The organism is Nocardioides sp. (genome assembly GCF_025964975.1).
Lineage (GTDB): Bacteria > Actinomycetota > Actinomycetes > Propionibacteriales > Nocardioidaceae > Nocardioides.
The window spans coordinates 1-5753 of the sequence record NZ_JAOPXV010000236.1 but is presented as its reverse complement, the minus strand read 5'-3'; the positions used below and the strand labels follow the sequence as shown (position 1 = coordinate 5753).

Sequence of the window (5753 nt, the reverse complement as noted above, 5' to 3'; positions counted from 1 at the left end):
GCTGAGGTATCCCTCGACGTCGGGCGAGGCGATGCCGCTCGCCCCTAGGTCGACGAGCAGGGCCCAGCGGTCATCGACCCTGAGATCGACAAGATCGGCCGGCGCCGCACGGACCAGTCGACGCTGGGCCCGGTTGCGGAACACCGACCGGAGCAACACCACGAGGTGTCTGACGACTTCCTCATCGGCGACGGGCTCCGCGGCCAGCTCGAGCAAACGCTTCAACTGCATCCGCGCCCGCGCCGACACCGCAGGCCCGCTGACACGCACCCGGTCACGGTTGTCCACGGACGCCGCGATGACCGCCCCATGCGGAACGCGCCGAATGCGGGCGGCCCGCTTTGCTGCGCTCCTGAGTATGCAGGAGAGAGTGCTCGTCGACCACCCACTGGGACCCGATCCGCTCGGCAACCGTCGCCCTGGCGTACGTCGTCGTGCGCGAGCACGCCGACGCCGCAGGCAACGCCTCGCGGACCTGGCACTCATCGGGCTCATGGTGGCCTTCGCTGGGGCGCTGGTGCTCCGCGCCGCCGCAACGGTGGCCGCGATGACGACCGGTGCGGACGCGCCCGAAGGCGGGATCGCGGGCGGCCTGCGTGTCCTCACCGATCCAGGCCGGCCGTCGCGAGCCTTCGGCGCCCCGGGGTTGTCCGCGCTCGCCTACTGGAGCGTGGTGACGCTGTTCATCGGCGTCCTAGCGGCACTCGCCTGGTGCGTGTCGAGGCTGGTCGCCCGACTCCGGCACCGATCTGCTCGAGATCCTCACCGCATCCGGGGCACCGCAACCGCCCGGGACGTCGACGCGCCGGCATCGAAGAAGGCTCTCGTACGTCGCGCAGCCACCCTCCGTCCCTCGATCCAGCACCCGAGCGCGAGCGACGTCGGCTACCTGATCGGACGCAGCTGTGGCCGGGAGATCTGGGCGTCGGTCGAGGATTCGATCCTGGTGATCGGTCCGCCGCGATCCGGCAAAGGGACTGCACTTCGTCATCAACGCCATCCTCGACGCCCCCGGCGCAGTCGTCACCACCTCCACGCGGCCCGACAACATCTCCCCCACCATCGACGCCCGCAAAGAACGCGGCCCGGTCGCCGCATTCGACCCACAACACCTGACCGCGGGACTGCGTGCGATCAGCGGCAGCGGTGTCCGCTGGTCGCCGATCCGCGGCTGTGAGCAGCCGCTGACCGCGATGATCCGGGCATCAGGTCTCGCGTCTTCGACCGGACTCTCCTCCGCCGGCACGGAGTCTGGCGGCTTCTGGGAAGGCAAGGCCCGCTCCGCGCTCCAGGCATTGCTCCACGCCGCCGCACTCGAGCAACTGCCGACTCGAGCCCTCTTCGAGTGGTCGCTGTCCGCGTCAGCAGCAAGCGACGCCGTCGGCATCCTCGCCAGCCACCCCCACGCCGCCGCCGGCTGGTCGGACTCGCTCGAAGGCATGATCAGCTCCGATCCGCGCACCCGCGACTCCATCTGGATGGCCGTCGCCCAAGCCCTCTCCTGCCTCGCCGACCCCGATGTACTGAACGCCGTCAGCCCCGAGCCCGGCGAGGAATTCGACCCACGCGACTTCCTGACCCAGAACGGCACGCTCTACCTGCTCGCCACCGGAGCCGGCGCCGGCGCCTCGTGGCCACTCGTCGCCGCGTTCATGGAAGACCTCACCGAGGTCGCCCGCCACCTCGCCGCCGCGTCTCCCGGTTCCCGCCTAGGTCCGCCCCTGCTGATAGCGCTCGACGAGATCGGCAACCTCGCCCCCCTCCACTCGCTGCCCGTCCTGATGGCCGAGGGCGGCGGCACCGCAATCACCACCATGCCGGTCCTCCAGTCGCTCGCCCAGGCGCGCAACAAATGGGGAGACCACGCCGCCAGCACCATCTGGGACGCCTCGATCGTCAAGATCATCCTCGGCGGCGCGTCAGCTTCGAAGGACCTACAGGAACTGTCCACCCTCATCGGAGACCGCGATGAGCGCACAGACGGCGTGACCATCGGGGACCACGGCCAGCGTTCTCTCCAGCGCTCGACCCGGCGTGTCGCGGTCATGCCACCGGAGCGCATCCGGACGCTTCCTTTCGGTACCGGCCTCGTGCTCTTGCGAAGCGCTCCTCCCATCGTCGCGGATCTCCGACGCTGGACGTCTCGGTAGCCAGGCGTGGGACGGCTGCATTCCGGCTCCAGAATGACGCGGTTCGGGATCACTGGGACTGACGTTGGTGCGCTGTCGCAGCCGCGTCCGTTACTGACTCGAACGTTGGCCCTCCCTCCTCCTGGGCGGCAGTACGACGAACCAGCCCTACGGCCGACCAGACCATCGCTCGACGGCCTCCTCGCGAGTCGAGCCGGCGATGTCGGAGAGCCACACCAGCAACTCGATCCCGCTGACGGCGCGGACCGCGATCGCCAAGCGGTGTACGCCCACTGCCGGCTCCGCGCACCCCGTGTCGGAGTCGAGGTCGCTTCACGTGGCGTGATGGAATCGCGAGGCCGGACGCTCGAGGGCTGGCCGATCCCAGCGTGCCGGGAAGCGGTCAGTCAGGTGCTGGCGGGATCGGCATGTTCGGATCGGCGGCCGGCCGTCGACGCGAACTGACGCAGGAGCTGGTCCTCGGCGCGATCGAGGTAGTCGAGCAGAACGGCGACAGCTTCCTGGCTGCGCCCAGCCTCCATCAGCGTCGCGATGCGCTCGTTATCGCCCAGGTATGGCTCGTAGAAGTCGCGCACGGTCGGCATCACATGGAAGACCAGTCGGAGCTCGGCCAGCAACTGGCTCATGATCTCGTCGATCCGGGTGCTGTCGGCCAGCGCGGCAATCGAGCGATGGAAGTGCATGTTGGCGGTTCCGACGCCGTCCCAGTCCCCCCGCTCGGCCGCCGCGACGCCCATGGTCACCGCCGAGCGCACGTGCGAGACGGCCGGGGGACGGCCGGCATCGACCGACTCGCCCCAGAACCGGAGGGCAGCTCCCTCAAGGGCCCGGCGCATCCGGTAGATGTCCACGACGTCGGCTTCGGTCAGCAGGCGCACGAAGACGCCGCGGTTCAGCTCGTGAACCACGAGCCGCTCGTGGTTCAGCAGGCGAAAGGCCTCACGGAGGGTGTTGCGCGAGACCTGGAGCGCATCCGCTATGGAATCCTCGGCCAGCTTCGCGCCTGGCAGGACCCGGCCCTCCATCACCATGTCGCGAAGGATGTCGGCGACTCTCTCGGCCGTGGAGGCGCGCACAAGCGTTTGTCGCGCAGATACGAGTGCTGTGGTCCAGTCAGCCGAATCTGTCATGGTCTCCACCCCTGTCGGTCGATTGAGCCGTCGCATTCCAAAGATTGTTGCACAAGACCATTGCCGGATCGTTGAACAAAGTCTATGGTCAAGCAACCGCTGTGACGTCGAGCGCGCGAACCAGGAGGACCCGTTGTCGGCACCACAACTTGAGCTGATGTCCGTCGAGAAGGTGTTCGGCGACGCCGTTGCTGTCCACCCCACGGACCTGGAGGTCCACGACGGGGAGTTCCTCTCGATCATCGGCCCCAGCGGCTGTGGCAAGACCACGACGCTGCGGATGATCGCCGGCCTGGAGGCGCCGAGCGCGGGCCAGATCAGCTTCGAGGGCAAGGACATCACCACCGTCCCGCCCCACCGCCGCGAGTTCGGGATGGTGTTCCAGAAGTTCGCGCTCTTCCCGCACATGGACGTCGCGGCGAACATCGGATACGGCCTCAAGCTGCGGAAGGTGTCCAAGCGGGACATCGGAACGCGGGTCGACGAGATGCTCGAGCGCGTGGGGCTCACCGCCTTCAAGCACCGCAACGTCACGACGCTGTCGGGTGGCCAGCAGCAGCGCGTGGGAATCGCGCGGGCGCTGATCACCAAGCCCCGTGTAGTCCTCCTCGACGAGCCAACCGGAGCACTCGACGCCAAGCTCCAGCTCGCGATGCAGTCGCAGCTCAAGCAGCTGCAGCGCGACCTCGGCCTGACGTTCATCCACGTCACCCATAACCAGAGCGAGGCGCTCGCCATCGCCGACCGCGTCGTGGTGATGAACGTCGGCTCGATCGAGCAGGTCGGTCGACCCGCAGAGGTCTTCGAGCGGCCCCAGACCCGCCACGTGGCGGAGTTCGTCGGTCGCAACAACATCCTCGTCGGCACCGTCAGCGCCGATGAGCGCACCTTTTCCTGCGCGCTGGGCGAGCTACCGCTCGCGACGCCCTGGGCCGCAGGTCCCGCGACCGCGGTCCTTCGGGCGGACGCCATCTCGGTCCAGCCCGGGGAGGGCTACACCCACCGCGCCGAGGCCGAGCTGAAGGCGCTGGAGTACACCGGCGCCCGCGTGTCGTGGTTCATCAGCACCAACGGCTCCGACGTCACGATCGACGTCTCCGCACACGCCACCCAGTCGGTGGCCCCTGAGCTCGGGAATCACTATCCCATCTGGCTCCGCCCCGGCGAGCTGCACCTCATCGACGACCACCACACGCGCTAACCCGCGTCACTGACAGGAGAATTGCCATGGAAGCACAGTTCGGAAGGCGCTCGATCCTCAAGGGCGGTGTCGGCGCTGGGGTCCTGCTCGGAGGCGGAAGCGCCCTCCTCGCGGCCTGCGGGTCGAACGGCTCGGGGTCGTCGTCGGCGGGAGCCGCCCGCAGCCTAGGCCTCAGCCTGACCACGGACCCGCGCATCCTCGCCGGCTTCAAGAAGAAGACCGGCAAGGTGATGCAAGGCCAGGCTGACACGGTCGGGAACATGCAGGTCCAGTGGGCCCAGGGCGCCTACCGCCAGCTGGACGTGCTCGAGCCCAACGCTCAGTGGGTCGGCCCGATCCAGGGCAACAAACTCTTCAAGCCCGTCCCCGTGTCCGACGTCCCGCTGTGGACCGACGACGTGCTGCCACTCTTCCGCAAGGCCGGCGCACCCGGCTACGTGAAGGAGTCGGGCTGGCCCCTCAAGACCGTCTACACCGAGCGGGCTCTGGAGAGCAACGAGCTCGACGAGTTCACCATGGTGCCGACGTGGTTCGGCTTCGACGCCTTCGGCTACCTGGAGAACAAGGTCACCGAGGGTGAGGACATGGACTCCTACGGCCTGATCTTCGACAAGCGCTACGCCGGCAAGGCAGCGCTCTTCGACGACGCCATCCAGACACCGCTGAAGGTGGCGACATACCTGCAGGGATCGGGCCAGTACTCCTTCGACGGTCCGCTGGGCAGCCTGACCAAGGACGACCTCGCGATCGTCTTCGAGTTCCTCGACGAGATGAAGGCCCGCAAGCAGTTCCGCCTACTGTGGAACGACTTCGGCCAGCTCGTGGACCTCCTGGTCTCCGAGGAGGTGTGGGTCTGCGACGCGTGGTCCAGCGCCGTGTACGCCGCCAACGCGGCCGGTGCCAAGGCCCGGTTCGTCGACAACCCGACTGAGGGCAACAACGCCTGGTGGTACGGCGTCCTCGTCTCCCCCGAGACGAAGAACTACGAGACGGTCGTCGACTACATCGACTACTGGCTCGGTGGCGAGCCGCACCAGATCATGGCTCCGCAGGGCTACTACTCCCCGCGCCCCGACCTGGTGAAGCCGCTCATCGAGAACACCTTCACCACCGACCCCGACGTCTCCGACTGGGAGTACTTGTATGCCGGCGCCACCGACAAGCGGCCCTCGCTGGAGTCCCGGATCCAGAACACCGCCGAGTGGCAGCAGTACCCGGACGAGTTCGCCGAGTACTCGCGCCTCTGGACCGAGTTCACCGCCAGCTGACCCG

Annotated in this window: 5 protein-coding genes; 3 read left to right on the top strand and 2 right to left on the bottom strand. The window is 68.0% G+C overall.

Annotation, left to right across the window (positions count from 1 at the left end; genetic code table 11):
- Positions 1-231 (bottom strand): hypothetical protein (locus JWN68_RS19110; protein ID WP_297741960.1); only part of this gene is annotated, 231 nt, incomplete at its 3' end.
- Between the two features lie 746 nt (positions 232-977).
- On the opposite strand from JWN68_RS19110, the gene JWN68_RS19105 reads away from it, so the two are divergent.
- Positions 978-2150, top strand: a complete 1173-nt coding sequence (locus tag JWN68_RS19105; protein WP_366519849.1) for a TraM recognition domain-containing protein — start codon at positions 978-980, stop codon at positions 2148-2150.
- 386 nt (positions 2151-2536) lie between these two features.
- On the opposite strand, the gene JWN68_RS19100 is transcribed toward JWN68_RS19105, so the two are convergent.
- Positions 2537-3280 carry a GntR family transcriptional regulator gene (locus tag JWN68_RS19100; RefSeq protein WP_297741962.1) on the bottom strand — a complete coding sequence of 248 codons (744 nt, stop codon included), beginning with the start codon at positions 3278-3280 and terminating at the stop codon, positions 2537-2539.
- A 157-nt stretch (positions 3281-3437) separates the two neighbouring features.
- On the opposite strand from JWN68_RS19100, the gene JWN68_RS19095 reads away from it, so the two are divergent.
- On the top strand, positions 3438-4481 hold the full coding sequence (locus JWN68_RS19095) for an ABC transporter ATP-binding protein (protein ID WP_297741958.1): 1044 nt from the start codon (positions 3438-3440) through the stop codon (positions 4479-4481).
- Positions 4482-4507: 26 nt separating this feature from the next.
- Positions 4508-5749: a PotD/PotF family extracellular solute-binding protein gene (locus JWN68_RS19090; RefSeq protein ID WP_297741956.1), complete on the top strand. Its 1242-nt coding sequence runs from the start codon at positions 4508-4510 to the stop codon at positions 5747-5749.
- Positions 5750-5753: the final 4 nt, after the last annotated feature.